Genomic DNA, 26,096 nt, shown 5'->3' on the forward strand with positions numbered 1-26,096 from the left:
GCCGGTTTGCAGGTGGGATATAGGCGCGCTTTCGCTTGGCACAAGAAGTTGTGGCGATTACCTATGCTCTCGACCGGAAACGAGACAGTCATGGAGCATCCGATGCGCGCGCCCCTTATCCTCTTCGCCCTTGCCGCACCGATGCTGCTCAGCGCCTGCGGCGATCCAGCGCCCAGCTATATCGACCAGGCCTGGGTGCAGCTTTCGCCGAACAAGGACAGGCCGTCGGCCGGCTATTTCGTCATCCATGGCGGCGATGCGGGCACGCAGTTGCGCGGGGTGCTGACCGACTATGCGCTCAAGGTCGCGATGCATGAAAGCATCGACAAGGACGGGATGGTGACGATGGAGGCGATCGACACGGTCAATGTGCCGGCCAAGGGCCAGGTCGCCTTCGCACCTGGCGGCAAGCATCTGATGCTGTGGGGCATCAACGACACCGCGATCAGCCGGGGCAAGATGCAGCTCACCTTCCTGATGGGCAATGGCGACCGGCTGCTGGTCGATGCGGTGATCCGCAAGCCCGAAGCCGCCGGTGCGGCTTCGCCCAAGCCGGAAGGGCATGAAGGCCATTGAGCAGCCGCGCGCTGACGGAGCAGGAGGTCGCGCTGGCGCGGGGGGTGTTCGGCGCGGCGATCGATTATGACCGGGTGCGGGTGCATGAGCGCAAATGGTGGCCGCTCCAGCCCAAGGGGGTGACGATGGCGCCGGATGGCGACCTGTGGTTTCATCCCGACGGCGGGCTGTTCTGCGCGGATTTTTGCGAGGGGCCGCTGCATTTGCAGGGGCATTTCATCCACGAGATGACCCATGTCTGGCAGGCGCAGCGGTCGGGGAAATGGTGGTTGCCGCTGATGCGCCATCCCTTTTGCCGCTATGGTTATGAGCTGGTGCCGGGGCGGCCATTTGACCGTTACGGGATCGAGCAGCAGGCGGAGATCGTGCGCCATGCGTTTCTGCTACGCCGGGGGGTTGTGGTGCAAGGGAAGTCAGGGCTGGATGTGTATGAGGCGCTGTTGCCGTTTTGAGAGGTGAGCGGCGGTATTGGGTGGGAAGCGGACTGTCGGGTTTCGGATCGTTGCGGCGGGGAAGCGGACTATGCGCAGACGAGCGCGAACCCCTTATCCGTCTCCATTGCGTTCCCCTCATCACGGAGTTCGCTGGCCAACTCTTTGGTAAGGACAGCGCCATAGACGTTGATCCGCGACCAATCCGGGTAATGCTCCTGAACATTCCAGATGGACCGCAGTATCGCATCACGCCCAATCTCCCCACCCTCCGGGATGAATATAGCGCTTCCAGAATCAAGATCGGACTGCTTATCAAACCATCGGCGGTTTTCGTCGCTCTGAACGATCCAGACTGCGCCTGCCGCCCGACCCTGAAACGCGGTGTCGAAGATGATAGAGATTTCCATGTTGGCAATCTGCTTGATGGACGGATGGTTCGCAACGGCAAGTATCAGGCTGACGGATCGCTATTGGGAACGGCTAAAAATGGTCGAAACCAGTCTCCCTTTTACCACGCAGCCGCTAGCATCCTTTTCAACAACGCCCCGAAATCCATGCCATCCGCCCGCGCGGCGATCGCGGACAGGCAGTCCTGATCGTCGCGGCCGGGGCGGCCGGGACCGGTCATGTTGGGCTTCATGTTGAGGTCGAACAGTTTGAAGGCGCCGCTGGCATCGGCCCGGCAATCGATGCGGATCGGCGCCCTTGCGCCGACCAGCGCCGCCGCGCGGACGCAGGCGGCCAGCATCGCCTGCACGGCCGGTGTCGCCAGTTCCTCCACGTCGATCGCCACGCTGTTGGCTGTCACCGCGACATCGCCATTATAGGGAGCGATGCCGTCCTTCTGGTCGAAGCGGCGGACCGGGCGCAGCGGCCAGTGGGCGGCCCGCACCGCCCCCGACGGGAGCGGCGAGGCTGGCGGCATCAATGTCACCGTGACTTCCTCACCATCCAGATATTCCTCGACGATCAGCGTATCACCGAATTTTGCGTCCTCGATCAGTAGGATCGCCGCCGTGCGAAGCGCTGCCAGATCGGCGACTCGCGTGACGCCCTGACTGCCCCGCCCGCGCACCGGCTTCACGATCAGCGGCAAGGTCAGGGCCGCCTGCGTCAGCGCAGCCTCTACATCGGCCAACGCCCATACGCCCGGCCGCGTAGCCTGCGCCATCAGGAAGGACCGTGCCACTGGCAGGCCTGCTTCCTCCAGCATCCGGTTTGTCGTGAACTTGTTGTCATAGCGCTGCGTCAGGGTCGGCAATTGCCCAACGATCCGTACCTGCCCGACGACAGTTTCGATCGGATGGCCTTCGAACAGCACGCTGTTCGCCCAGAGGATCGTCGCACCCGCCGCGATCGCCGCCGCGATGCCTTCCGCGGTATCGGGAAACACCCAGTCCAGCGGCCGGATCGGATCGGGATCGGCTATCGGGGTCAGGACATGATGCCCCTGCCCGCGCAGCACGAAGCCGATATCCGCGCCGCCATCCGAATAGCCGCCGGGCTTGGCATCCTTGCGCAGTCCGTCGATCACCGGCGGCGGCAGCGCCTGATAGAGGATGGCCACGGCGTCCTGCGTCATATCGTCGTCATTCCCGTTTAGAATCAAGAAGGGGGCCAGCCTCTCGGCTCGCCCCCTCCAGAATTTCCAGCCGTCGATGCGTGCTTAGTAAACGCGCGCCTTGGGCTTCACATATTCCGCTTCGTCGGTCATCGTATAGTCGTGGACCGGGCGATAATCGAGCGTCACCTTGCCGCCCGAACCGCCCCAGCCTTCGAACCAGCTGATGGTGTGCTTCATCCAGTTTTCGTCGTCGCGGTTGGGGAAATCCTCATGCGCGTGAGCGCCGCGCGATTCCTTGCGCGCTTCGGCGCCTTCCATCGTGCAGATCGCCTGGCACATCAGATTGTCCAGCTCCAGCGTCTCGATGAGGTCGGTGTTCCAGATCAGCGAGCGATCCGAAACCTTGACGTCCTGCAACCGCTTGTTGACGGCCTGCATCTGGATAACGCCTTCGGACAGAAGCGCGCTGTCGCGGAACACGGCGGCGTGCTTCTGCATGGTGCGCTGCATGTCCAGGCGGATGTCCGCCGTCGGCGTGCTGCCCTTGGCGTTTCGATAATGGTCGAGACGCGAGAGCGCCAGGTCCGCGGCATCGGCCGGCAGCGCCTTGTGCGGCGCGTTGGGCTTGAGATTGTCCTTGAGGAACAAGCCCGTAGCACGGCCGAACACGACTAGGTCGATGAGGCTGTTGGAGCCAAGGCGGTTTGCGCCATGGACCGACACGCAGGCCGCTTCGCCGACCGCGAACAGGCCGGGCACGATCACTTCGGGATCGTCGCCCTTCTTGGTCACAACCTGGCCATGATAGTTACAGGGGATGCCGCCCATATTATAATGGACGGTCGGCGTCACGGGCAGCGGCTGGCGGGTCAGGTCGACGCCGGCAAAGATCTTGCCGCTTTCGGTGATGCCCGGCAGGCGTTCGGCCAGCACCTTGGGATCGATATGGTCGAGGTGCAGGAAGATATGATCCTTATGCTCGCCCACGCCGCGCCCTTCGCGCATTTCCATCGCCATCGAGCGGGACACGACGTCGCGCGACGCCAGATCCTTGGCCGAGGGGGCATAGCGTTCCATGAAACGCTCGCCTTCGGAGTTGGTGAGGTAGCCACCCTCGCCGCGCGCGCCTTCTGTGATGAGCACGCCCGCGCCGTAGATGCCGGTCGGGTGGAACTGCACGAACTCCAGATCCTGGAGCGGCAGCCCTGCGCGCAGCACCATGCCGCCGCCGTCGCCGGTGCAGCTATGCGCCGAGGTGGCGGAGAAATAGGCGCGGCCATAGCCGCCCGTCGCCAGCACGACGGCATGGCTGCGGAAGCGGTGGATCGATCCATCTTCCATGCAGATGGCGATGACGCCGCGGCATTCGCCATCTTCCATGATCAGGTCGATGGCGAAATATTCGATGTAGAAGTCCGCGTCATATTTCAGCGACTGCTGATAGAGCGCATGGAGCATGGCGTGGCCGGTACGGTCGGCCGCAGCGCAGGTGCGCTGCACCGGCGGGCCGGCGCCCATATTCTGCATATGGCCGCCGAAGGGACGCTGGTAGATCGTCCCATTCTCGTTACGGCTGAACGGCACGCCGGCATGTTCCAGCTCGATCACGGCCGCAGGCGCTTCGCGCACCATATATTCGATCGCGTCCTGGTCGCCCAGCCAGTCGGACCCCTTGACGGTGTCGTACATGTGCCAGGTCCAGTGGTCGGGGCTGTTATTGCCCAGCGAGGCCGCGATGCCGCCCTGCGCCGCGACGGTATGCGACCGGGTCGGGAACAGCTTGGTGATGCAGGCGGTCTTGAGGCCCGCTTCGGCGCTGCCCATGGTCGCGCGCAGGCCGGAGCCGCCCGCGCCCACGACGACCGTGTCGTAGGTGTGGTCGATGATCTTATAGGCTTCGGTCATGGCTTGACGACCCCAATGAAGGCGATCTTGGCGATCGCGAAAATGCCCGCGGCAGCGCCGCCCAAGGCATAGAAATTCAGCAGCAGCATGGAGAAGAAGGCGAGGCCCTTGTCATGGACATAATCCTCCAGCATCACCTGCATGCCGAGGCGCAGGTGCCAGAAGATGCTGACGATCATCAGCATCAGCGGCACGGCGACCACCGGGTTGGCGATCCAGCCGACGACGCTTTCATAATCGAGGCCGGGCAGGCTCAGCAGGCTGAACAGCAGCCACAGCGTCAGCAGCAGATTGCCGACGGCCGTATAGCGCTGCGCCAGCCAGTGATGCGCGCCATGATGCGCCGAACCCAGGCCGCGAACGCGACCGATGCCAGTACCGTTGCCCATCAGAGCGCCTTTCCGAAGATGGTGAGCCAGACGAAGCCGGTCACGAGCAGCGATGCGACGAAGGTCGCGATCGACCACATCTTGTTATTTTTCAGCTCATACCCCGCGCCCATGTCGAGCACGAAGTGCCGCAGGCCCGAGAAGAGATGCTGGAAGAAGAACCAGGTCAGGCCGATCATCACCAGATAGCCGATCGGCGACGTCGCGCACTTGACGAAGGTCGCATAGGCCTCCGGACCGGTCGCGGCGGCCATCAGCCACCAGATGAGGCCGAGCGCGCCGGCGGTGGCGAGGCCATTGCCCGTCACGCGGTGCATGATGGACACGGCCATGGCCGGTCCCCATTTCCAGATCGTCAAATGCGGCGAGAGCGGCCGGCTGTTGGAACGCGCCATGTCTACCCTAGTCCTTAGATACTTGTCCCTGAGTCCGCCCCCCTTAAGAGCGATACGCCAAGAGGGCAAGAAGCGGAAAGCGGGAGATTGCCGACGCCGCTTTCTGCGATCAGCCCGGACAGCCATAAGAAGTGGTTAACCAACGTGCGCTAAAGATCGACGTCCAACCGATCACGTCATCAGCAAGGGCCGTTCCCTCATGCCGTCCAGTCTTTCTTCCGCCACCGCCACATCGGATTTTCTGGCGGAAGTCGATCCCAACGGCGATGTCGCCCGCGCCGCGCGCGAAGTGGGCGACCTGATCGGCGATGATCTGGGCAGCGTGGGCGCCGCCTTCTTCACCAGCTATATGCGCGAAACCGGCCTTCAGGACCGGCTGGGCAGCGGCGTCATCGCCCGAATCGAACGCGAAGCCGATACTTATGTCCGCGAAAAGCTGATGCATTTCGCGGAGGGGCGCTGGGCGCGGTCGGCTGCCGACTGCGTGCGCCACGCCCGCAAGCATGACGTATCGGTGCGCGCGGTCCTGAACGCGGTCGCCAATGCCAACGAACGCGTCACCGACCTGATCTGGGAACGGTGCCATGATGATGCGCCGCGCTGTCGCCGGTTGCTGCGCATGATGCTGCAGATCGCGATGATCGATTCGGGTTTCATGAGCAATGTGCTGGCCACCGACCAGGCCGAAGCGCAGCGCGCCGAACGCCAGCGTTACGGCACGCTGTTCGAACAGCGGATCGTCGGTGAGATCGACGGCGCGTCGAAACTGGGCGAATCGCTGCGCGAACAGGCCAAGGACGCCTCCGCCGCCACGCGCGGCATGCTGGGCAAGGCGTCCGAAGTGGCGGCCGCCGCCGAACAATCCGCCCTCGCCATGCGCGAAGCCGCCCGCACCTCCGCCGGGCTCATCCGCGCTATCGAGGATGCCCGCACCGAAGTCGAAAGCGCGGCAGAGGTCGCCCAGCGCGCCTCCGCCCAGTCGGGGGATGCGGTGTCCATGTCTTCCACCCTGTCCGACCATGCCAAGTCGATCGAATCGATCCTGGGCCTGATCCGCGACATTGCGGGGCAAACCAACCTGCTCGCGCTCAACGCCACGATCGAGGCCGCCCGCGCCGGTGACGCCGGGCGCGGCTTCGCCGTCGTCGCGCAGGAAGTGAAGAGCCTGGCCAACCAGACCGCCCGCGCCACCGACGAGATCGCCGGCAAGATCGCCGATATCCAGGCATCGACCCGCCAGTCGGTCGAAACCAACGAACGCATCCGCGACACGGTGGGCGAGGTCAAGGCCAGCGCCGAGCGCATCCGCCACGCCATGGATGCGCAGGCGCAGACCGTGACCATGATCACCGCCGCGGTCGACGAAACCGCGCTGGCCGCCGATTCGATGTCGACCACCATTTCCGCGATCCGTCAGGACACCGAAGTGGTGGCGTCGGAAATCGACCAGCTCGAACGCGGCTTCGTCAGCGTCGAGGGCAAGCTCGCCAGCCTGCGCAACGCTTCGTCCGACTTCGGTCGGCAGGTGGCCTAAGCCGCCGCCATCCCATCCCGCTTCCCCTCCCTCTCTGCCTCGGCTAAAGGCGGCGGGATGAACGATGTTGCGCCTTCAGTCCAAAGCTGGAAAGTCACCCTGCCCTGCACCCGCGCCGAAGCCGAAGCGCTGGACGGGGACATCGCCGCCTTCACGCTGATGGAGCATCCGCCGGTGCTGATGACCAGCGAGGCGACGCCCGATGGTGAGGAAGAAGGGGAAGATGCCTGGCAACTCGACGCCTATTTCGAAGGCAAGCCCAGCGTGGCCGCGATCAAGCTGCTCAAGACATTGGTGCCCAGCGCGGGCCGCGTGAAACCCATTGTCGAGGCGCTGCCCGACGAGGATTGGGTGACACTGAGCCAGCAGGGGCTGGAGCCTGTCACCGCCGGCCGCTTCCATGTCCGCAACATCGCGAGCGATCCCGAACTGCCCGGCCACGTCAATCTGCTGATCGAGGCGGGCCGCGCCTTCGGCACCGGGCAGCATGAAACGACGGCGGGCTGCCTGGCCATGCTCGACCGGATGCGCCGGGTGGGGATGCGCTTTGCCCATGTCGCCGATATCGGCACCGGCACCGGCCTGCTCGCCTTCGCCGCGATGAACCTGTGGCCCCGCGCCCGCGCCATCGCGTCCGACATCGACGCCGTGGCGGTAGAGATCAGCGCCGACAATGCGCGCGCCAATGGCGTAGCGCTGGGCGACGGGGCGGGCCGGCTGGCGCTGGTGACGGCGGCGGGCGGCAACCATCCCGCGCTGATCGGGCGCGCGCCCTACGACCTGCTGATCGCCAACATATTGGCGGGGCCGCTGATCGAACTGGCCCCGACGCTGTGCGCGCTGGTCGAGGATGGTGGCACCATCGTCCTGGCCGGATTGCTCAACGGGCAGGCGAACGCGGTGGTCGCCGCCTATCGTGCACAGGGAATGCGGCTGGCCGAACGCAGCGACCGCGGCGAATGGCCGACCCTGCGCTTGCGCAAGCGGCCCAGCATCGGCTGGAAACGGCCGCGCCGCATCAATCCGGCCGCGCGGGGCGAAGCGCCCGGCTTCGGTAGTATCTGAACTTTTAGAGGAGCTTAGCCATGGCTATCATCCGCCGCGTCACCATGCATGATGGCCCGGATGGGCCTTTCGAAAGCCTGGCCGTGGTCGACGCAGCCGCCGGCCCGCTGCCGGGGGTGCTGCTCTTCCCCAATGTGCTGGGCGCCAAGGAGGCCGACTTCGCCTATGCGGAAAAGGTCGCGGCGCTCGGCTATGCCGTGCTGGTCGCCGACGTCTTTGGACAGGGCAAGCGCACCACGCGCGCCGACCCCGATGCCGGGCGCTATATGGCCGAACTGAACGCCGACCGCGCGCTGCTGCGTGACCGGGCGAATGGCGCCCATGCAGTGCTCAAGGGGCTGGCGGAGGTCGATGCCGACCGGACGGCCGCGATCGGCTTCTGCTTCGGCGGCAAATGCGTGCTCGACCTCGCCCGCTCCGGCGCGGACATTAGCGGTGGAGTCAGCTTCCACGGCGTCTATGACCCGACGCCTTTCCCCAACGCGCCAATCACCGCCAAATTGCTGGTCTGCCACGGCTGGGACGACCCGATCGCACCGCCAGAGGCGACCGTGGGTCTGGCCCGCGAATTGACCGATGCGGGCTGCGACTGGCAGATTCACGCCTATGGCGGCACCGGCCACGCCTTCACCGACGAGGGCGTCAATATGCCGGAAAAGGGGCTGGCCTATAGCCCAAGCGCCGACCGGCGCAGCTTCCGCGCGATGACGGATTTCCTGGGCGACCTGTTCGGATAAAAGCCGAAAACAGGACTGTCTTAACGGGTCGGAATGCGCCGGGCGCTGGCGAGATGATGGGCGTGGGTGATCGCCACCGCCAGCGCATCGGATGCGTCCGGCCCCACGATCTTCGCGCCGGGCAGCAGGCGCGACACCATCGCATGGACCTGCTCCTTCGACGCATTGCCGACGCCAACCACCGATTTCTTGACGAGGCGCGCGGCATATTCGCCGACCTCCATGCCCGATCGCGCGGCATTGAGCAGGATCACGCCCCGCGCCTGCCCCAGCTTCAGCGTCGATTGCGGGTTCACATTGACGAACACCTCCTCGACTGCGGCGCCATCGGGCCGATGTTCGAGGATCAGGTCGGTCAGCGCCAGGTCGAGCGCCAGCAGTCGCGTCGAGAGCGCCATGCTGCTGTCGGTCTTGATCTGGCCATTGCCGATATGGGTCAGCCGATTGCCATCCGCGGCGATCAGGCCCCAGCCGGTGGTGCCAAGGCCAGGGTCCAGGCCAAGCAGGATCATGCGCGCATCCTCTCCCCGTGGGGAGAGGGCAGACGCATCAACCCAGCTTCTCCATCACAGCATCGGACACTTCATAATTGCCCCAGACGGTCTGGACGTCGTCGTCATCCTCCAGCGTGTCGACCAGCTTCATCAGCGTGGCGGCATTGGCTTCATCGACATCGACGGTGATCTGCGGCTTCCAGGCGAGCTTCGCGCTGTCGGCGGCGCCCAGCTTGGCTTCCAGCGCCTTGGCGACCTCGTGAAGGGCGTCCATGGCGGTCCAGATTTCATGCTCGTCCTCGTTGGACGACACGTCCTCCGCGCCCGCTTCCAGCGCCGCTTCGAAGATCGCGTCGGCGTCCCCCGCGCTCGCCGGATAGCTGATCAGGCCGACCCGGTCGAAACCATGGCTGACCGCACCCGACGCACCCAGATTGCCGCCATTTTTGGAAAAGGCGGTGCGGATGTTGGTTGCCGTGCGATTACGGTTGTCGGTCAGCGCCTCGACGATGATGGCGATACCGGCGGGGCCATAGCCCTCGTAACGCACTTCCTCGTAATTCTCGCCGCCCGCCGCGTTCGCCTTGTCGATCGCGCGCTGGATATTATCCTTGGGCATGGACTGGGCCTTGGCGGCGTTGACCGCCAGGCGCAGACGCGGGTTCATGTCCGGGTCGGGCATACCCATCTTGGCCGCGACCGTGATTTCGCGGCTGAGCTTGGAGAACATCGAAGAGCGCTTCTTGTCCTGCGCGCCCTTGCGATGCATGATGTTCTTGAATTTGGAATGGCCTGCCATGGTCCTGAATTCTTATCTGCCGGTTGACTGTGATGCGCGCCCTTACACCAGCGGCCGCCCAAAGGGCAACCGCCAGCGCGGTCCAGCCGCTGCCGGCATCTCTTTGCCTCAGTAGAGGATCGCGGTGCCCGACGCCGACACCATCAGCATCGACCCGTTGGAGCCGATGACTTCATAGTCAAGGTCGACGCCGACCACGGCATTGGCGCCCAGCGTCGCAGCGCGCGTGCGCATTTCGGCGATCGCCTGTTCGCGGGCGCGTTGCAGCACATCCTCATAAGCGCCCGACCGCCCGCCCACGATGTCGCGGACGCTGGCGAACAGGTCGCGAAACAGATTGGCGCCCACGATCACCTCGCCGGTGACGATGCCGAGATAGTCCTTCGCCGGTCGCCCTTCCAGGCGGCTGGTGGTGCTGACGATGATCTCGGACATGGGCGCTTCTCCTTGATTACAAAAAGTTATTCCATCCCCAGCGCAGCAAGATAGGTCTGGAGGATGGCTTCCATTTCCTGGCGGTCATGCGGCTGCATCTTCCGCAGGCGGACGATCTGGCGCATGATCTTGCCGTCATAGCCGTTGGCCTTGGCCTCCAGATAGACGTCCTTGATATCGTCGCCGATACCCTTCTTTTCCTCTTCCAGGCGCTCGATGCGCTCTATGAAGAGGCGTAGCTGGTCGGCGGCGACATTGGGTTCGCTCATGGGAATCTCCGTGCAGGTGTGAAATGTGAATCGGGCTGGCGGACGCCTCTAATGCCTGTCCGCGTTCTTCGCCACACTCTCCTGCATCTTTGCGATCTGTTGCGGCGTCGCTTCGCCCTGATGCCGGTCCTTCCATTCCGAAAAAGGCATGCCGTGGATGATTTCGCGCGCCTGATCGCGCGTCATCTCGCCGTCCGCCTCCGCGATCCAGTCGGCCAGGCAGTTGCGGCAAAAGCCCGCCAACCCCATCAGATCGATATTCTCGACGTCGGTGCGGTGCTGCAAATGCGCGACCAGACGGCGGAAGGCGGTTGCGGCCACGGCATCTGTGACTATGCTGTCGGTCATCGGCGTGAGAAACCTTTCGCTGATCTACATCATCCTGTCGTGCAGTACGGATAACCCATAACGACGCACTGGCAAGGCCGACAAGGCCAAGCCGGGGACGATCATGACGGTCAGGAGAAGCCATGACGAAGTTACCGCCCCGCTCACGCAAGGTCCGCATCCTGGCGACCCTTGGTCCTGCGAGCGATACGCCCGAAATGATCCGGGCGCTGTTCGTCGCCGGGGCCGACGCCTTCCGCATCAATATGAGCCATGGCGCGCATGAGGATCATGCCGCGCGCATCGCCATCATCCGCGCGCTGGAAAAAGAATTCCAGCGGCCCACGACGATCCTGGGCGACCTGCAGGGACCAAAACTGCGCGTCGGCACCTTCGAAAAGGGCCTCGCCATATTGGAGACGGGGGCGGCCTTCATCCTCGACCGGGACGAAACGCCGGGCAATGCCCGCCGCGTCAACCTGCCCCATCCCGAAATCTACGCCGCGCTGGTGCCAGAAACCCGGCTGCTGCTGGACGATGGCAAGCTGGTGCTGCGGGTGAAGGCGATCGGCGCCGACCGGATCGACACGATCGTCGAAGTCGGCGGCGCCCTGTCCAACCGCAAGGGCGTGAACGTGCCCGACGTAGTGGTGCCGGTGCCGGCGCTGACCGACAAGGATCGGCGCGACCTCAGCTTCGCGATGAGCCAGGGCTGCGACTGGATCGCCTTGAGCTTCGTGCAGCGGCCCGAGGATCTGGCCGAGGCGCGCAAGCTGATGGGCGGCTATGGCGCGCTGATGGCGAAGATCGAGAAGCCGTCGGCCGTGCAGCGGCTGGAGGAGATTATCGAACTGGCCGACGGCGTGATGGTGGCGCGCGGCGACCTGGGCGTCGAACTGCCGCCGCAGGCCGTGCCGCCGCTCCAGAAGCAGATCGTCGCCACCGCGCGGCGGATGGGACGCCCCGTGGTGGTCGCGACCCAAATGCTCGAATCGATGATCAAGTCCCCCTCCCCCACCCGCGCCGAAGTGTCGGACGTGGCGACGGCGGTCTATGACGGCGCGGACGCCATCATGCTGTCTGCGGAGACGGCGGCAGGCGACTGGCCGGTTGAGGCGGTGACGATGATGGACAGCATCGCGCATAGCGTGGAGCGCGATCCGGGCTATTTCGGCCGGCTCCATTATACCGAGACGAAGCCCGATCCCACCACCGCCGACGCGCTGGCCGAAGCGGCGGGCAATATCGTCGCGGTCGTAGGCGCCAGCGCCATCACCTGCTTCACCTCATCGGGCAGCACGGTGCGCCGCGTCGCGCGCGAACGCCCCGACGCGCCGATCCTGGCGCTGACCCCGCGCACCGACACCGCGCGCAAGCTGGGCCTGACCTGGGGCGTCCACGCCATCCGCACCAAGGATATCGGCACGTTCGAGGAAATGATCGGCAAGGCCCGACGCATGGCGCTGCGCCACGGCATGACCGAAAAGGGCGGCAAGATCGTGGTGCTGGCCGGCGTTCCCTTCGGCACGCCCGGATCGACCAACGTGCTGCACGTCACGGCGATTCGCGGCGACGAGTTGAAGGGCCGCGACGAGGGCTGAACGCAGGCCGGGTGAGGCCAATTCCTCCGTTCGCTTCCAGTAAAGTCGAGAAGCGGTAGCACCGAGCTTTGCGCTCAGCTTCGCTAAACTCGGCTTCGCTGGAAACGAACGGCCTTGGGAAACCCGACCGTCGATTCGGCAAATCACGCACCCAAGCGAACGCGGAAAGGCGCCCGATCATCGACCGGGCGCCTGCCACATTGCCTAAAGACCCACCGCCCGAATGGGCGATAGCGCCTGCCTTTTAGCCCTGGCGGGCCTTGAAGCGGCGGTTGGTCTTGTTGATGACGTAGGTGCGGCCGCGACGACGGATCACGCGGTTGTCCCGGTGGCGGCCCTTGAGCGACTTGAGCGAGTTGCGGATCTTCATGGCAGACGGCCCTTGATGAATCTGGTGTGGTCGAATTTCGAAGCGCAGCCCCTATGGGTCGGGCGGGCCAAAGTCAAGGGCGGCAGCCGCTCTTTCGACTCTGTTCATCCCCTATGCAGCAAGTTCGTGGCTTCAAGCGTTTGAGGGGATTATGGCCCCCGCACCGTCTATGTGGTGCCCTGTCATGCCGCATGCCCGTTGGAGTTGAACTCATGTCGAAGCGCCGTCCCCGCCTTGCCGCCCCAAAGCTTTTCCTGGGCGCCCTCCTTCTGGGCGGCCTCTCCCTTGGCGCCAGCGCGACGGCCGCGCCGCGCGTGGAAGTGACCCGCTTCCATATGGGCAATCCTGCCCAGTCGGGCACCGTCGCGGTAGAGGAAATGCCGGGCAATCCGGATATCAGCCTGGAATTCCGCACCTATGCCAGCGCCGTATCGCAGGAATTGCAGCGTATCGGCTTCACCGCTGAGGACGGCGCCCAGAGCGATTATGTCGCGCTGGTCAGCTTCACCCGCACCTTCCGCCCATCCGGACCGGACCGCCGCAGCGAAAGCCCGGTCAGCGTCGGCGTGGGCGGCGGCATCGGCAGCGGGGGCGGTCGCCGTGGCGGCACCTTCGGCGGGCTTGGCCTGGGCGTCGGCATCAACCTGTCGGGCAAGCCCAAGGATATCGTGACGACCGAACTCCATGTGCAGTTGCGCCGCAGGTCCGATTCGACGGCGATCTGGGAAGGCCGCGCATCGACCCAGGCGAAGCAGGGGTCGGCCGCGGCCCAACCCGCCACCGCCGCCCAGAAACTCGCTTCAGCCTTGATCGGGGGCTATCCGGGTGAATCGGGGCGCACTATAACGGTCAAATGAGCATCAGCATTTCCAGCGGCTTCGACAGCGGCAATATTCGCGTCCTCTCCATCGCCGACACGCCGGCCGGCGTCCGCGCCGTGCTGGAGATCGTGACGGATCACCAGAGCGACTTCTACCAATGGTTCCATTTCCGGCTCGCCAATGCGGCGGGCCGCGAAGTGGAACTGGCGATCGTGAACGCGGCGGGATCGGCCTATCCCGACGGCTGGGCCGGTTACAGCGCGCGGGTGAGCGAGGATCGCGACAATTGGGTCCAGGCCGACACAAGCTATGCCGACGGCATGCTGACGATCCGGCTGGAGCCGGACAGCAATGCGGTATGGATCGCCTATTTCGCGCCCTATTCGATGGAGCGGCACCACGACCTCATCGCCTGGGCCGCGACCCAGCCGGGCGTCGAACATCGCGAACTGGGGCTGACCCTGGACGGCCAGCCGCTCGACCTGCTGACGATCGGCGACGGACCGAAGCAGGTCTGGCTCTATGCGCGCCAGCATCCCGGCGAGACGATGGCGCAATGGTGGATGGAAGGCGCGCTGGAGCGCCTGTGCGACGAGGAAGATGCGGTGGCCCGCCTGCTGCGCAGACAAGCGACGATCCATCTGATCCCCAATATGAACCCGGATGGCAGTCGTCGCGGCCATCTGCGCACCAATGCGGTCGGCGTGAACCTCAATCGCGAATGGCATGAGCCGACGGCCGAGCGCAGCCCCGAAGTGCTGATGGCGCGCAATGCGATGGACGAGACCGGCGTCGATTTCGCCATGGACGTCCATGGCGACGAGGCGATTCCCGCGGTGTTCATCGCGGGTTTCGAGGGTATCCCGTCGATCACCGATCGGCAGGTCGCGCTCTATCACCGCTATCGCGACACGTTGGCGGCCCGCACCCCGGATTTCCAGACGCGGCTGGGCTATCCGGTGGCGGGGGCGGGCAAGGCGAACCTGTCCATGTCCACCAACCAGCTCGCCGAACGCTTCGGCGCGGTGGCGATGACGCTGGAGATGCCGTTCAAGGATAATGACGACCTGCCGGACGCCGATTTCGGCTGGTCTCCGGCGCGGTCGATCCAGCTCGCCAAGGATTGCCTGGCGGTGCTGGCGGAGATGATCGAGGATATCTAAAGGGGAACTACCTGACCTCCGTTCGGGCTGAGCTTGTCGAAGCCCCTCTATGTCTTCCAACAAGAGAGGCCCTTCGACAGGCTCAGGGCGAACGGAGGTGGTTGTCTTATTTCAATGCCAATCAAACGGCAGCGGCGCCTCCCGGAACGCGAAGCGGTCCAGATGATCCGCCACCACCTGCTTGAACCGTTCTATATCGGCGTCAGGCTTCGGGTCTATGGTCACAACCAGCGCGTCCGGCTCCGCCGCCATGCGGATCGGTCCCATGGGAAAGTTGACGATCTCACCCTTGTCGGCGTCGAACTCCACCTCGAACTTGTGGCTCCAATGTTTGCAAAGCTGTTGCAGATAGCGGCTGCCGTTGGTGGTCGGCACGGTGGCGGTCAGGGTCATGATCAGAGCCTTTCGATCTTGTTGACGGCTTCGTCGATCAGGGCGGCGATGTCGAACAGGGTTTGGTTATCCGCCCCCTCCTTTTCAAGCCGCTGCTGCACCGCGAAGCGCAGATTATGCATGGCGCGGCGCACCGGCCCGCCATCGACACGTTCGGCCTTCTGCGCCAGCGACGCCAGGCGGGCGAGCGCGAGGTCCAGGGCCGCCTGCCGCTCGGCGATCTGCGCTGCTCCGGCATCGGTGATGGCGAAGCGTTTGCGGCTGCCTTCGCTCGGTTCCTCGACGATCAGGTCCATCTCCGCCAACATGGTCAGCGTAGGATAGACGACGCCGGGGCTGGGCGCATAGGCTTCGCCCGACAGCGCCTCGATCGCGCGGATCAGCTCATAGCCATGGCGCGGCTCGTCGGCGATCAGCTTCAGCAGGATCAGGCGCAGCGTTTCATTGTCGAACAGACGTCGGCGACCGCCGCCGCCGCCACGACCGCCCCGGCCACCATGGCCGCCGCCGCGCAGGCCGTCCTCGCCGAAGGGATCGCCACCGAACGGGCCGCCACGCCCCCCGCCGAATCCGTCGCCACGACCAAAGCCGTCAGGCGAACCGAATCGGCCAGCGCCGGGATGATGACCGCCATGGCGGCCGCGATGAGAATAGGGGAAATGCATCATTAGGTCTTTCATATATGTCATGATGCATTGCGATATATCTTAAAAATCTTGGCCGTCAAGAGTTACGATAGATCTTAAATGTATCATTCTGTATCGGAGGCCGTCGCCAAGAGAAAAAGATTACGTGTTCCGTGTAGGCGGAAACCCAGTTTAGACCACGGGACTGGGTTCCCGCCTGCGCGGGAACACGCAGCCTGATTGAACGGAGCCAGCTTCAGAGCGCGGCAAAATCGATCGGCGCGTGGCGATCCAGCGTGCGGCTCTGGTCCTCCAGCGGATATTTCAGGCCGCTGGCGCAGTTGAACAGCACCGCGCGATCCTCCCGCCCGATCAGCCCTTCGTCCAGCGCGCGTTGATAGGCCGCCAACGTCGCCCCGCCCTCCGGACAGAGCAGCAGTCCGTCGTCGCGCGCGACATCGCACACCGCCGCCATGATCGCCGCGTCAGACACGGCCAGCGCCGCACCGCCGCTGTCTCGCACCGCACGCAGGATCAGGAAGTCGCCCACCGCACGCGGCACGCGAATGCCCATGGCGACGGTGTGGGCATCCTCCCAGCGGTCGGCGAACTCGACGCCCTGTTCGAACGCGCGGACCATCGGCGCGCAACCTTCGGCCTGCACCGCGAACATCTTGGGCCGCTTAGCGCCGATGAAACCGATCTTCTCCAGTTCGTCGAACGCCTTCCACATGCCGATCAGGCCGGTGCCGCCGCCGGTGGGATAGAAGATCGCGTCGGGCAGCTCCCAGCCGAGCTGTTCGGCCAGTTCCAGCCCCATCGTCTTCTTGCCCTCGATCCGATAGGGCTCCTTGAGCGTCGAGAAGTCGAACCAGCCGCGCGCCTTCGCCCCCTGCCCCACGATCGCCCCGCAATCGTCGATCAGGCCGTTGACGCGATAGACGCGCGCACCCTGTGCCGCGATCTCGCGCACGTTGATCTCAGGCGTGTCGTCGGGGCAGAAGATCATCGCCTCCATCCCCGCGACCGCGGCATAGGCGGCCAGCGCCGCGCCGGCATTGCCGTTGGTCGGCATCGCCACCTGGGTCACGCCCAGTTCCTTGGCCATGGACACCGCCATGACCAAACCGCGCGCCTTGAACGAGGCAGTGGGTAACCGCCCCTCATCCTTGGCCATCAGATGTGCCCCGCCCAGCCGCGCGGCGGTGCGCGGCAGCGAGATAAGCGGCGTCGCATTTTCGCCCAGGCTGACGATGTTGGCGGTCTGCCGCACCGGGAGCAATTCTCGCCAACGCCACAGGTCCATCGGCCGCTGCGCCAACGCCGCCTTGGTCAACGTCGCGCGCACGCCGTCCAGATCATAGCGCACCAGCAGCGGCTTCCCCGCCGCCGACAGCCCATGCAGTTCATCGGCCCCATAACGCTCGCCGGTCAGCGAACATTCCAGATGGGTGACGAAAGTGGGGCGATCGGTGGTCAGGTTGAGGTCGTGGCGCACCTATAATCTCCGTTCGCCCTGAGCCTGTCGAAGGGCCTCTCTTCTTTAAGAAAAGAAAGGGCTTCGACAGGCTCAGCCCGAACGGATCGAAAAGCTTATTCCGGCGCCTTCGCCACGCTGACCATGGCGGGACGCAGCAGACGGTCCTTGATCATATAGCCAGCCTGCATCTCGATCAGGATCGTGCCCGGCGCGGCGTCGGCCGAGGGAACTTCCATCATCGCCTGATGCTTGTTGGGGTCGAGCGGCTGGCCGACCGATTCAATCTTCGTGATGCCGTTGCGGCCGAACACGCTGTCCAGTTCACGGCCGGTGGCTTCGAGACCGATGACTAGGCCCTTGAACTTCTCATCCTCGCGCAGGTCGGCGGGAATGGCGGCGAGCGCACGGCTCAGATTATCGGCGACCGACAATATGTCGCGGGCGAAGGCCGTTGCGGCATAGGCGCGCGCGTCGCCCAGTTCCTTTTCCAGCCGGCGGCGCACATTCTGCGTATCGGCATGGGCGTAGAGAATGTCCTGCCTGGCGGTGGCCAGTTCCGCCTCCAGAGCTGCGATCTTCTCGGCTGCGGCATCGCCAGCGGGCGCGGCGTCTTCCGGCAGCGCGTCCACGACTTCGGTGTTTTCGATAGTGTCTTTGTTTTCGCTCATCTCATCAATCTCGATAGCGTCTGTGCTGTGAAGTCCACCATGGGGATCACCCGCGCATAGTTCAAGCGCGTGGGGCCGATCACGCCGACCACGCCGACGACCCGGCCGTCCGCGCCACGGTAGGGGGCGGCTATGACCGAAGAACCCGACAGGGAAAAGAGCTTGTTTTCCGAGCCGATGAAGATTTTGGTCGCGCTGCCCGCCAGCGCGCTTTCCAGCAGCCGGGAAATCTCCTGTTTGCCTTCCAATTGTTCCAGCAACTGGCGCACCCGTTCCAGGTCGGCGGCGGTGCCGTCATCGATCAGATGCGCCTGCCCGCGCACGATCAGCACCGGCCGATCGTCGGCATCCTGCGACCAGATGGCGATGCCGCGTTCCACCAGTTCGCGCGCCGCGCCGTCGAGCAGGCTGCGCTCCGTCTCCATCTCCCGGCTCAACTGGTCGCCCGCCTGGCGCAGCGTCATCCCGGCAAAACGCGCCGACATGAAGTTCGCCGCTTCGTTCAACATGGACGGGGTGACGGCTGGCGGCAGGTCCAGCACCCGGTTTTCGACCGATCCGTCCTGCCCCACCAGCACCGCCAGCGCCTGCCGGTCGTTCAGGGGCACGAAACCGAACTGGCGCAGCACCGGCTCGCGCCGCGGCACCATGACGATCCCGGCGCAGGCCGACAGGCCCGACAGCGCCGCGGTGGCGGCGGACAGCGCTTCCTCAATCGGGCCGCTTTCGACCAGCCCGGCCTCGATCGCGCGCCGTTCTTCGGCCGACGGCGCCGCCGCCTGCATCATCCCGTCGACGAACAGGCGCAGCCCCGTTTCGGTCGGCATCCGCCCGGCGGAGGTGTGCGGCGCAGCGAGCAGGCCCAGTTCCTCCAGATCCTGCATGACGTTGCGAATCGACGCCGGCGACAGGCTCAATGTCGCCAGCTTGCTGATCGTGCGCGATCCCACCGGCAGGCCGGTGCCGAGATAATTTTCCACCACCAGGCGGAAGACATCGCGCGCGCGCTCGTTCAATTCGGAGATCGGAGTGACCGACATGGTTCTTATCTAGGCAGACGGGGGCGCAGGCTCAAGGCGCGACCGCCTTGGGATTGAGCATGGATTGCACGTCCAATATCTTCGGCACCGCCGCCAAAGCGACCCGCAGCCGACCATAGCGCGTATCCATGCAGCCGGACTGGAATTCCAGCCGCGTCGCATTTTGCCCCGGGCGGCTCCATTCGACGACGTAGCCGGGCATGTCGGTGGCGAAACGCTCGCAATTCTGGCCGTGAGCGATTTTCTGCACCGTCCCCGCCGCCGGGCGATGCGGCGCCAGCGTCGTCACCAGCTTGCCATATTGCGCACTCGTTACGGTGAAGCGCGTCGGGCCGGGAACGGAGGTGAAGCGTTCCGGCTCCAGCAGCCCCGACCCGTCCGGCGACACCTGCAACGTATAGGCCGGGCAGGCGCCGAAGCAGCGCCCGGCGGTAAAGCGGATGATGTCGCCCGGCGCCTTGGGCGGTTCCAGCCCCGGTTCGGCGGCCGTGCAACCGGCCAGCAGCAGCATGGCGGTGAGTGTCGATATGCGTCCCATGCCCTCTCCTTATCGCCTAATTGTCGCCGTGACACTGGCAAGAAACGTCAGCGGGCGCTAAGCGGCCTGTTAAGTGCGCTTTTCGGCGCATTGGCGGCATTCCGCAGGGACGGCCGCTATCTGAACGCTTCGGAGTAGAAATTATGCGTCCTTCCGGCCGCGCGCCCGACCAGATGCGCGACATCACCATGGAGCCTGGCTTCACCATCCATGCCGAGGGAAGCTGCCTCATCAGCTTCGGCGACACCCGCGTGCTGTGCACCGCATCGGTCGAGGAAAAGGTGCCGCCTTTCCTGCGCGGCAAGGGGTCGGGCTGGGTCACGGCCGAATATGGCATGTTGCCCCGTGCCACCCACACCCGCGGCAGCCGTGAGGCGGCCAAGGGCAAGCAGTCGGGCCGCACGCAGGAAATCCAGCGCCTGATCGGCCGGTCGCTGCGCACGGTCGTGGACCTCAAGAAGCTGGGCGAGCGCCAGATCGTGGTCGATTGCGACGTGATCCAGGCCGATGGCGGCACGCGCACGGCAGCCATTTCGGGTAGCTGGGTCGCGCTGCGAATCGCGGTCGACAAGCTGCTGGCGTCGGGCGCGCTCAAGGAAGACCCGATCATCCAGAAGGTTGCCGCGATCAGCTGCGGCATTTTCGAAGGCACGCCGGTGCTCGACCTCGACTATGCCGAGGACAGCAACGCCGAGACGGACGCCAACCTGATCCTGACCGGCGACGGCAAGTTCGCCGAAGTGCAGGCGACGGCCGAAGGCGCCGCCTATGACGAGGAAGAACTGCTCCGCCTGCTCCGCCTCGCCCGCATCGGCTGCGCCAAGATTTTCGCCGCGCAGGATGTCGCGACAGGCCGGTAAGCACAGACGTTCGGTTCGAGCCTGTCGAGAACCTTTCCTTGAAACCGCTTCTCGACAAGCTCGAAGTGAACGGAGATAGTAAGCTGCATGAGCGACGATTTCGGACAGGAACAGGCGATCCGCAAGCTCGCCCCCGGCAAGCTGGTGATCGCCAGCCACAATCCCGGCAAGGTGCGCGAAATCGCCGCCCTGCTCGGCCCGTTCGGGATCGAGCCGATCTCCGCCGCGTCGCTCGACCTGCCCGAGCCCGAAGAAACCGGCACCACCTTCATCGCCAATGCCGAATTGAAGGCGATGCAGGCGGCCGACCTGTCCGGCCTGCCTGCCCTCGCCGACGACAGCGGCCTGTGCGTCGAGGCGCTGGGCGGCGATCCCGGTCTGTTTTCGGCGCGCTGGGCCGGCCCGACTAAGGATTTCACGCTCGCCATGCAGAAAGTCTGGGACGGGGTCGAGGCCAAGGGGCCGGATGCGGGCCATGACGCCCATTTCATCTGCGCCCTCGCGCTCGCCTGGCCCGATGGCCATGTCGAGGCATTCGAGGGGCGGATCGACGGGACGCTCGTCTGGCCGCCGCGCGGCGGGCAAGGCTTCGGCTACGACCCCATGTTCGTGCCGCTGGACCATGACATCAGCTTCGGCGAGATGGATCCGGACGCCAAGCACGCCATGAGCCATCGCGCCAGGGCCTTCGACAAACTGGTCGCGGCCGTTTTCTGACGCCGGCCGGCCGATCGCGCCGCTCAGCGTATCGGCACGGCCTTCAGCTTCGCCTGGCCGATATGCCAGCGCAACTGGCTGGCCGACGCGCCGTCGACATCGTTGACGCGGCGCACGACATAGTCGCCGGCGAAGCGCTGGCGCGTCCCGTCCCGCAGTTGCGAATCGACCGTCACCGGCACCGTCTGGTAGATCGATCCTGCGCCGGCATCGCCCGGCTCCAGCTTGCCGATCGTCACCCGCGTCGACCGGGTGCCGGCGAAGCCCGCCTGGAACTTGTCCAGCGTCTGGTTGGGCGGGCCGTCATCCCCCCATTGCGCCCAGGCCGTGCCATAGTCACGCGCGTTGATCGCCGAATAATAGCGCTGCACCACCGCGACCGCCGCCGCCATACTCTTGGGCGCGGGATCGCATCCGGCCATCGGTTCGCCCTTGCCGTCGAACAGGGCGCAACTGCGGGCGATTTCATCCTCGATCATGGCGCAGCTATTGGCGGCGTTGCAGGGCGGATGGGTGGCGGGCGACACGTTGCGACAGATCGCCACGCGCTTGGCCGCCGCGGCCGATCCGATATCCGCCGCGCAGGATAGCGGCGCGGCGCTCGCACTCTCGGCAGCCGGCGCGGCATCAGGCATGGGGCTTTGTGCCACATTCTGGTTGCCGGGCGTTTCGACTGCCGGGGCCGCGACGCCATTGCTGGCCAGTTCGTCCGCCTTGCGCTCCGGCTGTGATGGCGCCCCGCAGGCGCTCAGCGCCAGCAACGCGCAGCCCGAAACGATCCCTGACAATGACGCGTGGCGCATCCTCTTCTCCTCTGGCGATCTTCCCTGCTCAATGCACGCCGTCGGGAGAAATATCCATTGCCGCCTATTTGGCGGCGCTGGCGACCTGCGTTTCCGCCATCGGCGCCGCATCCGCATCCAGCGGCCCCCGACCGAAGGCGTTGCCAGCCGGGAAATAGCGTCACACCAGATAATCGGCATTGGCCCCTTCACCCAGCGCGCAGCCGATCTTCCTCGTGCCGCGCCAGATCATCTGGGTATAATGGCCGACATCCTGCCAGCGCCCGGTGCTGCTGAGGTCGGGCAGCTTGCCCGCGATCCGGGTGAAGCGCTTTTCGTCCAGGAACGACCCGACCATAGCCTGGTAGCCATAGAGCCGGCGCGGTCCCATCCACAGATTTTCGCCACTGGGGATGGTGCGGCCCGTGCGCGGCGAATGACGAAAGACGCCGCTATGCGCCATGTCGTCGGCATAGCGCGCCGCATCGGCCGCCAGTGCATCGTCCCAGTCCAGCAAGGGCAGGCCGAGCGATGCCCGCTCGCCATTATGCGCGTCCAGCATCACCGCGCGCAGCAGCAAATCGCCGCGCGCCGCTTCCACCATGCCATAATAGGCCGCCGGCATCACCGCGCCGGCGCCCCCCGCCGGGCGCGCACCTGTCCCGTCGCTATCGCTAGCCGCCTGCGCGCCGCCCACCGTCACCAGCAGAACCGGCAGCATCGCTGCCCATAGCGAAGCGCGCAAAAACGCTTTAGGGCTGCCCCCAGCCATGTCGTCCCTTACCCCCCAAATCGCAACGGCCCCAGACCCTGTCCGTGCCGACGCCCAAGCCTTATATATCCATTGGCCCTTTTGCGTATCCAAATGCCCCTATTGCGATTTTAACAGTCATGTCCGCGACGGCGTGGACATCGACGAGTGGCGCGAGGCGCTTCTGGCCGACATGGCGCATGAGGCGGCGCTGACCGCGGGGCGGCCGCTTTCCTCCATCTTCTTCGGCGGCGGCACGCCCTCCCTGATGCCGCCCGCGCTGGTCGAGACGCTGATCGACGCGGCGCAGCATCATTGGGGCTTCACGCCGGACATAGAAATCACGCTGGAGGCCAATCCCAATTCGGTCGAAGCGGCGCGTTTCGCCGATCTGGCCGCCGCCGGGGTCAACCGCACCTCGCTTGGCCTGCAGGCGCTCGACAATGAGGCGTTGCATTTCCTCGGCCGCGCCCATGACGTGACGGAGGGACTGGCTGCGCTCGACACCGCGCAGGCCGTGTTCGACCGGGTGAGCTTCGACATCATCTATGCCCGCCCCGGCCAGAGCGAGGCGGACTGGCAGGCCGAACTGGCCCGCGCCTTGTCCTTCGGCACTGGCCATCTCTCGCTCTATCAACTGACGATCGAACCGGGCACGCGCTTCGCCACGCTGGTCGCGCAGGGCAAGCTGACGCCCGCCGACCCGGACCATGGCGCGGCCCTGTACGAACTCACGCAGGCGATGACGGGTGCGGCCGGCATCCCCGCCTATGAAATCAGCAATCACGCCCGGCCGGGCGAGGAAAGCCGCCATAACCTGACCTATTGGCGCTATGGCGACTATGCCGGGATCGGGCCGGGCGCGCATGGCCGCCGCGGCGGCATGGCGACGCTGCGCCACAAGAAGCCCGAAAACTGGATGAGCGCGGTCGGCCGCAACGGTCACGGCCTCCAGCGCGAAGAGCCGCTGTCGGGCGAGGACCGGGCGCGCGAGGCGCTGCTGATGGGATTGCGGCTGGGCGAAGGCGTGGACCTGGCCCGAATCGCCGCCCTGTCGGGGATCAAGGCCGACCGGCTGGTCGACGAACGGGCGATCGACCAGCTCACCGGCCTCGGCCTCATCCGCCTGACCGGCACCCGGTTGCAGGTCGCGCCGGCCGGCATGTTGCTGCTCGACGCGATCCTGCCCGAAGTGGTCGCGGTCTAGGGCCGCTCGGTAATATCAGGGCTGGTCGTTACGCAGTTCCGCGATTGACTGGTCGATTTCACGCAGCGCCTGCGCGCGGGCATAGGCAGGCATGGACGTGTTGCGGGCGATCTGGCCCCGCGCGGTGCGCAGGCCATTCAGCGCCGCAACATGGTCGGAACGCGCGGCGCGTTCGGCGCGGGCTTCGGCGATGTCGGCCTGCCGCTCCGCCCGGTCCGCCTGAAGGTCGGCCGCCTGCTCGGAACGGCGGGCCGCCCGTTCGGCGCGGGCCTCGGCAATATCCGCCTGCCGCGCGGCGCGATCGGCTTGCATCCCGGCCATGTCGGCGGAGCGTTGGGCCGCCCGCTCGATCGCCGCGTTGCAGATGCGCACCCGGATATGGCGACGGCCACTGGCGTCCACGCTTTCCCGGCGGGTGGTGACGTCCCTGCCGCCATCGCAGCCTTCACGGACGTCGACCACCGGCACCATGCGGGCGATCTCCGCCTCGGTCGGCACGCGATGCGTTTCGACGCGACCGTCGGCATGGGTCACGGTGATCCGGCCCTTTTCATTGCGGACGATGGGCGGGGCCGGCGGCACGGGCGGCACCGGGGCGATCATGTCGGCAGCGGGCACGATCGGCGCGGGCGGGGCCATGGGGGCTGGCGAGGGCCAGGATTCATCGGCCGCCTGGGCCGCGGGGACGGCTGGCACAGATGGGACCGCCGCGACTTCAGCCAGCGCTGGCGCGGTCGCCGCTGCGGGCTGCGACACCAAGTCAGACAGTTTGGCAAAGTCGGCGCTTTCCACCTTGTCGGTGATCGCCGCCATCTGCTGCGCGGCGCGGCTGCCCGATGCGGTGAGCGCCAGGCCGGCGGCGGTGACGATGGCGACGGCGGCCATGCCCCAACTGATACGCTGGAGCGAAACATCATGGTTGGACAGCATTTTCAGCCTCCCTTTCAACGTCGTGATACGGGTGAGATGGCAGGCGCCCGCAAATTGCCGGCCGCCCGCCGCCTTCAAGATGGCGCGGCCATAGGCATGGGCCTGGTCGCGGCCGTAGAGCGAGAGGACGCGCGCGTCGCAGGCGGTTTCCTGGTCGGCGCGATAGGCGCGATAGGCGATCCATGCGACCGGATTGCACCAATGCACCGCCAGCAGCAGCAGCGCGATCATGTTGGCGGCCAGGTCGCCGCGCTCATGATGCGCCCGTTCATGGGCGATCGCCATATCCTGTTCCTGCGCGTCATAGCGCAACGCGAAATCGGCGGGCAGCACGATATAGGGGCGCAACACCCCAAAGGCGAGCGGCCCGGACGCATGGGGGCTGGTGATGAGGCGGATGCGCCCCTCCTCCCCGATCGGCGTCGCGCCATCCAGCATATGGCGGCGGAACCGCCCATAGCCCACGGCCTGCACTGCCAGAAAAGCCAGCAGCCCGACGAACCAGATGCCGATGCCGATCTCCAGCCAGGGGAAAGACGGCGCGGATGAAGCGACCGATGCGGCGGGTGCGACCGTCAGCAGGTCCGGCAAGCCAACCTGATCGACCGCGACATGCAGCGGCGAGGGATCGACGTCGCGTGGCAGCGCGGGCAGCAGCATCCGCGCCAGTGGCAGCGCCCAGAGCAGATAGGCCGCCCCTGCCCCCAGCCAGCGCGCCACCGGCCGCCGCAGCATCATGACCAGCGCCATCAGCAAGGTGGTGGCGATCAACGTTTCGGCCAGCCAGACGCTCATGATTTCAACCCCTTCAGGATGGCCTCAAGCTCGGCGATATCGTCCGCCGTCAATTGATCCTGTTGCGCCAGTTGGGCGACCAGCGGCGACACCCGCCCGCCGAACAGCCGGTTCACCAGCCGCCCGGATTCGCCCGCGACATAATCGTCGCGCGCCACCATCGGGCGGTAGAGGAAGCGGCGGCCATCCTGGTCGGCGGCGATGATATCCTTGGCCATCAGCCGCGACAGCAAGGTCTTGACCGTCTGCAGGCTCCAGTCGCGGTCGGCGGCGACCCGATCCGACACGTCATTGGCGGTCTGCGGCGCGGTTTCCCACAACGCCTCCATCACCACCAGTTCCGCTTCGCTGATCTTCTCGCTCACGTGGTTTACCCGACTCGCATGTTTAACAACCACAGATGTAGTCGCATCGATTACGGATGTAGTCAA

The 26,096-nt window shown here is 65.6% G+C and carries 32 protein-coding genes; 11 read left to right on the forward strand and 21 right to left on the reverse strand.

The features are described 5' to 3' along the window. The first annotated feature begins 102 nt into the window (after positions 1-102). Both ABT375_RS08570 and ABT375_RS08575 read left to right on the forward strand, forming a co-directional pair. Positions 103-576 carry a copper chaperone PCu(A)C gene (locus ABT375_RS08570; RefSeq protein WP_416464758.1) on the forward strand — a complete coding sequence of 158 codons (474 nt, stop codon included), beginning with the start codon at positions 103-105 and terminating at the stop codon, positions 574-576. Further along, entirely contained in the window at positions 573-1,028 is a 456-nt protein-coding gene (locus ABT375_RS08575) for a vgr related protein (protein ID WP_416464760.1), read from the forward strand. The genes ABT375_RS08570 and ABT375_RS08575 overlap by 4 nt, the downstream gene beginning before the upstream one ends. A 68-nt stretch (positions 1,029-1,096) precedes the next feature. Here the strand turns inward: ABT375_RS08575 and ABT375_RS08580 are convergent, their stop codons facing one another. The 5 genes from ABT375_RS08580 to sdhC all read right to left on the reverse strand — a co-directional run bounded on the left by ABT375_RS08580 (position 1,097) and on the right by sdhC (position 5,263). Continuing rightward, positions 1,097-1,417, reverse strand: a complete 321-nt coding sequence (locus tag ABT375_RS08580; protein ID WP_416464762.1) for a hypothetical protein — start codon at positions 1,415-1,417, stop codon at positions 1,097-1,099. Between the two features lie 101 nt (positions 1,418-1,518). Continuing rightward, complete coding sequence (locus ABT375_RS08585) at positions 1,519-2,592, reverse strand: biotin carboxylase (RefSeq protein ID WP_416464763.1); 1,074 nt, start codon at positions 2,590-2,592, stop codon at positions 1,519-1,521. Between the two features lie 84 nt (positions 2,593-2,676). Further along, on the reverse strand, positions 2,677-4,479 hold the full coding sequence (sdhA, locus tag ABT375_RS08590) for a succinate dehydrogenase flavoprotein subunit (RefSeq protein WP_416464764.1): 1,803 nt from the start codon (positions 4,477-4,479) through the stop codon (positions 2,677-2,679). After that, positions 4,476-4,868: a succinate dehydrogenase, hydrophobic membrane anchor protein gene (sdhD, locus tag ABT375_RS08595; protein ID WP_224548735.1), complete on the reverse strand. Its 393-nt coding sequence runs from the start codon at positions 4,866-4,868 to the stop codon at positions 4,476-4,478. Before sdhD ends, sdhA begins: the two co-directional genes overlap by 4 nt. Continuing rightward, positions 4,868-5,263, reverse strand: coding sequence for a succinate dehydrogenase, cytochrome b556 subunit (sdhC, locus tag ABT375_RS08600; protein WP_224548734.1), 396 nt, complete (start codon positions 5,261-5,263; stop codon positions 4,868-4,870). The genes sdhD and sdhC overlap by 1 nt, the downstream gene beginning before the upstream one ends. Positions 5,264-5,462: 199 nt before the next feature. Between sdhC and ABT375_RS08605 the strand changes: the two genes are divergently transcribed. Genes ABT375_RS08605 through ABT375_RS08615 form a run of 3 tightly spaced genes read left to right on the forward strand, consistent with a single transcriptional unit; the run spans position 5,463 to position 8,599 of the window. Further along, positions 5,463-6,797: a methyl-accepting chemotaxis protein gene (locus ABT375_RS08605; protein WP_224548732.1), complete on the forward strand. Its 1,335-nt coding sequence runs from the start codon at positions 5,463-5,465 to the stop codon at positions 6,795-6,797. A 57-nt stretch (positions 6,798-6,854) separates the two neighbouring features. Further along, positions 6,855-7,862 (forward strand): 50S ribosomal protein L11 methyltransferase, encoded by a 1,008-nt coding sequence (locus ABT375_RS08610; RefSeq protein ID WP_416464765.1) that lies wholly within the window; start codon positions 6,855-6,857, stop codon positions 7,860-7,862. A gap of 20 nt (positions 7,863-7,882) precedes the next feature. Continuing rightward, on the forward strand, positions 7,883-8,599 hold the full coding sequence (locus ABT375_RS08615; RefSeq protein ID WP_416464766.1) for a dienelactone hydrolase family protein: 717 nt from the start codon (positions 7,883-7,885) through the stop codon (positions 8,597-8,599). 20 nt (positions 8,600-8,619) lie between these two features. Here the strand turns inward: ABT375_RS08615 and ruvC are convergent, their stop codons facing one another. The 5 genes from ruvC to ABT375_RS08640 form a co-directional block, all read right to left on the reverse strand. After that, positions 8,620-9,111, reverse strand: coding sequence for a crossover junction endodeoxyribonuclease RuvC (gene ruvC / locus ABT375_RS08620; protein ID WP_066604456.1), 492 nt, complete (start codon positions 9,109-9,111; stop codon positions 8,620-8,622). Positions 9,112-9,148: 37 nt separating this feature from the next. After that, positions 9,149-9,892: a YebC/PmpR family DNA-binding transcriptional regulator gene (locus ABT375_RS08625; RefSeq protein WP_261936326.1), complete on the reverse strand. Its 744-nt coding sequence runs from the start codon at positions 9,890-9,892 to the stop codon at positions 9,149-9,151. Between the two features lie 108 nt (positions 9,893-10,000). Next, complete coding sequence (locus tag ABT375_RS08630) at positions 10,001-10,327, reverse strand: heavy metal-binding domain-containing protein (RefSeq protein ID WP_224548725.1); 327 nt, start codon at positions 10,325-10,327, stop codon at positions 10,001-10,003. Between the two features lie 26 nt (positions 10,328-10,353). Next, positions 10,354-10,596, reverse strand: a complete 243-nt coding sequence (locus ABT375_RS08635) for a DUF2312 domain-containing protein (RefSeq protein WP_066860048.1) — start codon at positions 10,594-10,596, stop codon at positions 10,354-10,356. A 48-nt stretch (positions 10,597-10,644) separates the two neighbouring features. Next, positions 10,645-10,944, reverse strand: a complete 300-nt coding sequence (locus tag ABT375_RS08640; protein WP_224548724.1) for a DUF1244 domain-containing protein — start codon at positions 10,942-10,944, stop codon at positions 10,645-10,647. Between the two features lie 122 nt (positions 10,945-11,066). On the opposite strand from ABT375_RS08640, the gene pyk reads away from it, so the two are divergent. Next, the gene (gene pyk / locus ABT375_RS08645) at positions 11,067-12,524 is read left to right on the forward strand and encodes a pyruvate kinase (RefSeq protein ID WP_224548723.1); all 1,458 of its coding nucleotides are present in this window, start codon (positions 11,067-11,069) and stop codon (positions 12,522-12,524) included. Between the two features lie 244 nt (positions 12,525-12,768). Here pyk and ykgO read toward each other — a convergent pair whose 3' ends face one another. Continuing rightward, positions 12,769-12,894 carry a type B 50S ribosomal protein L36 gene (gene ykgO / locus ABT375_RS08650; protein ID WP_004210176.1) on the reverse strand — a complete coding sequence of 42 codons (126 nt, stop codon included), beginning with the start codon at positions 12,892-12,894 and terminating at the stop codon, positions 12,769-12,771. A 212-nt stretch (positions 12,895-13,106) separates the two neighbouring features. On the opposite strand from ykgO, the gene ABT375_RS08655 reads away from it, so the two are divergent. Next, the gene (locus ABT375_RS08655; RefSeq protein WP_416464767.1) at positions 13,107-13,751 is read left to right on the forward strand and encodes a DUF4136 domain-containing protein; all 645 of its coding nucleotides are present in this window, start codon (positions 13,107-13,109) and stop codon (positions 13,749-13,751) included. Next, positions 13,748-14,878: a M14-type cytosolic carboxypeptidase gene (locus ABT375_RS08660; RefSeq protein ID WP_416464768.1), complete on the forward strand. Its 1,131-nt coding sequence runs from the start codon at positions 13,748-13,750 to the stop codon at positions 14,876-14,878. The genes ABT375_RS08655 and ABT375_RS08660 overlap by 4 nt, the downstream gene beginning before the upstream one ends. 111 nt (positions 14,879-14,989) lie before the next feature. Here the strand turns inward: ABT375_RS08660 and ABT375_RS08665 are convergent, their stop codons facing one another. The 6 genes from ABT375_RS08665 to ABT375_RS08690 all read right to left on the reverse strand — a co-directional run bounded on the left by ABT375_RS08665 (position 14,990) and on the right by ABT375_RS08690 (position 19,623). Continuing rightward, the gene (locus ABT375_RS08665; protein ID WP_416464769.1) at positions 14,990-15,271 is read right to left on the reverse strand and encodes a DUF2218 domain-containing protein; all 282 of its coding nucleotides are present in this window, start codon (positions 15,269-15,271) and stop codon (positions 14,990-14,992) included. Positions 15,272-15,273: 2 nt separating this feature from the next. Then, positions 15,274-15,951 (reverse strand): PadR family transcriptional regulator, encoded by a 678-nt coding sequence (locus ABT375_RS08670; RefSeq protein WP_416464770.1) that lies wholly within the window; start codon positions 15,949-15,951, stop codon positions 15,274-15,276. A gap of 202 nt (positions 15,952-16,153) precedes the next feature. After that, positions 16,154-17,395, reverse strand: coding sequence for a threonine synthase (locus tag ABT375_RS08675; protein WP_416464771.1), 1,242 nt, complete (start codon positions 17,393-17,395; stop codon positions 16,154-16,156). A gap of 95 nt (positions 17,396-17,490) precedes the next feature. Next, positions 17,491-18,045, reverse strand: coding sequence for a nucleotide exchange factor GrpE (gene grpE / locus ABT375_RS08680; protein WP_224548711.1), 555 nt, complete (start codon positions 18,043-18,045; stop codon positions 17,491-17,493). Then, positions 18,042-19,085, reverse strand: coding sequence for a heat-inducible transcriptional repressor HrcA (gene hrcA / locus ABT375_RS08685; protein WP_224548710.1), 1,044 nt, complete (start codon positions 19,083-19,085; stop codon positions 18,042-18,044). Before hrcA ends, grpE begins: the two co-directional genes overlap by 4 nt. A 31-nt stretch (positions 19,086-19,116) precedes the next feature. After that, the gene (locus ABT375_RS08690; protein WP_416464772.1) at positions 19,117-19,623 is read right to left on the reverse strand and encodes a DUF6438 domain-containing protein; all 507 of its coding nucleotides are present in this window, start codon (positions 19,621-19,623) and stop codon (positions 19,117-19,119) included. 143 nt (positions 19,624-19,766) lie between these two features. On the opposite strand from ABT375_RS08690, the gene rph reads away from it, so the two are divergent. Further along, a complete protein-coding gene (gene rph / locus ABT375_RS08695) occupies positions 19,767-20,483 on the forward strand; it encodes a ribonuclease PH (RefSeq protein WP_066604488.1) in 717 nt (238 codons plus the stop codon). An 87-nt stretch (positions 20,484-20,570) separates the two neighbouring features. Beyond that, on the forward strand, positions 20,571-21,200 hold the full coding sequence (rdgB, locus tag ABT375_RS08700) for an RdgB/HAM1 family non-canonical purine NTP pyrophosphatase (RefSeq protein ID WP_224548705.1): 630 nt from the start codon (positions 20,571-20,573) through the stop codon (positions 21,198-21,200). 23 nt (positions 21,201-21,223) lie between these two features. On the opposite strand, the gene ABT375_RS08705 is transcribed toward rdgB, so the two are convergent. Both ABT375_RS08705 and ABT375_RS08710 read right to left on the reverse strand, forming a co-directional pair. Next, positions 21,224-22,003 carry a hypothetical protein gene (locus ABT375_RS08705; protein WP_416464773.1) on the reverse strand — a complete coding sequence of 260 codons (780 nt, stop codon included), beginning with the start codon at positions 22,001-22,003 and terminating at the stop codon, positions 21,224-21,226. A gap of 160 nt (positions 22,004-22,163) precedes the next feature. Next, positions 22,164-22,703 (reverse strand): CAP domain-containing protein, encoded by a 540-nt coding sequence (locus ABT375_RS08710; protein ID WP_416464774.1) that lies wholly within the window; start codon positions 22,701-22,703, stop codon positions 22,164-22,166. 49 nt (positions 22,704-22,752) lie between these two features. Between ABT375_RS08710 and hemW the strand changes: the two genes are divergently transcribed. Then, the gene (gene hemW, locus ABT375_RS08715) at positions 22,753-23,940 is read left to right on the forward strand and encodes a radical SAM family heme chaperone HemW (protein WP_416464775.1); all 1,188 of its coding nucleotides are present in this window, start codon (positions 22,753-22,755) and stop codon (positions 23,938-23,940) included. 15 nt (positions 23,941-23,955) lie between these two features. Here the strand turns inward: hemW and ABT375_RS08720 are convergent, their stop codons facing one another. Both ABT375_RS08720 and ABT375_RS08725 read right to left on the reverse strand, forming a co-directional pair. Beyond that, positions 23,956-25,665: a M56 family metallopeptidase gene (locus ABT375_RS08720; RefSeq protein ID WP_416464776.1), complete on the reverse strand. Its 1,710-nt coding sequence runs from the start codon at positions 25,663-25,665 to the stop codon at positions 23,956-23,958. Further along, positions 25,662-26,030 (reverse strand): BlaI/MecI/CopY family transcriptional regulator, encoded by a 369-nt coding sequence (locus tag ABT375_RS08725; protein WP_416464777.1) that lies wholly within the window; start codon positions 26,028-26,030, stop codon positions 25,662-25,664. The genes ABT375_RS08720 and ABT375_RS08725 overlap by 4 nt, the downstream gene beginning before the upstream one ends. Positions 26,031-26,096: the final 66 nt, after the last annotated feature.

Origin of the sequence: Sphingomonas sp. VDB2 (genome assembly GCF_047946695.1) — a bacterium.
Taxonomy (GTDB): Bacteria; Pseudomonadota; Alphaproteobacteria; order Sphingomonadales; family Sphingomonadaceae; genus Sphingobium; species Sphingobium bisphenolicum.